Source organism: Cupriavidus mimosae (assembly GCF_023952485.1).
Lineage (GTDB): Bacteria > Pseudomonadota > Gammaproteobacteria > Burkholderiales > Burkholderiaceae > Cupriavidus > Cupriavidus taiwanensis_C.
In genome coordinates, this window is the sequence record NZ_JALHRY010000103.1 from 1 (window position 1) to 739 (window position 739).

Annotated in this window: 1 protein-coding gene; it reads right to left on the minus strand. The window is 70.5% G+C overall.

Going from position 1 to position 739, the window contains the following annotated elements; all coding sequences use genetic code 11:
- The coding region (locus tag MKD50_RS30520; protein ID WP_252669782.1) for a Rossmann-fold NAD(P)-binding domain-containing protein at positions 1 to 739 on the minus strand (739 nt) is incomplete at both ends.

Sequence of the window (739 nt, forward strand, 5' to 3'; positions counted from 1 at the left end):
TAGAGCGCCGAGGCGTCGGCCGCGACCATGCTGGCCAGGTTGGTATGGCCGATCAGGATCACGCCGTTGTGGTTGACCACCTGGTCGGCCACCGTCAGCGGGCAGTTGCCGCCCTGCGCGGCGGCCAGGTCGACCACCACCGAGCCCGGCTTCATTTGCTGCACCGTCGCTTCCTGCAGCAGCACCGGCGCCTTGCGGCCCGGGATCAGCGCGGTGGTGATGACGATGTCGGCCTGGATGGCGCGCTGGTGCACCAGCTCGGCCTGGCGCTTCATCCAGTCCGGCGGCATCGGGCGCGCGTAGCCGCCCACGCCCTGCGCGATCTCGCGCTCTTCGTCGGTCAGGAACGGCACGTCGAGGAACTTGCCGCCAAGCGATTCGATCTGCTCCTTGACCGCGGGGCGCACGTCGGACGCTTCGATCACCGCGCCCAGGCGCTTGGCGGTGGCGATGGCCTGCAGGCCGGCGACGCCGGCGCCCAGGATCAGCACGCGCGCGGCCTTGACGGTGCCGGCGGCGGTCATCAGCATCGGCATGAAGCGCTGGTAGTGGTGCGCGGCCACCAGCACGGCCTTGTAGCCGGCGATATTGGCCTGCGACGACAGCACGTCCATGCTCTGCGCGCGCGTGGTGCGCGGCGCGGCCTCGAGCGCGAAGGCGGTGATGTTGGCGGCCGACATGCGCGCGTTGTTCTCGGCATCGAAGGGATTGAGCATGCCCACCAGCACCGCGCCGGGCT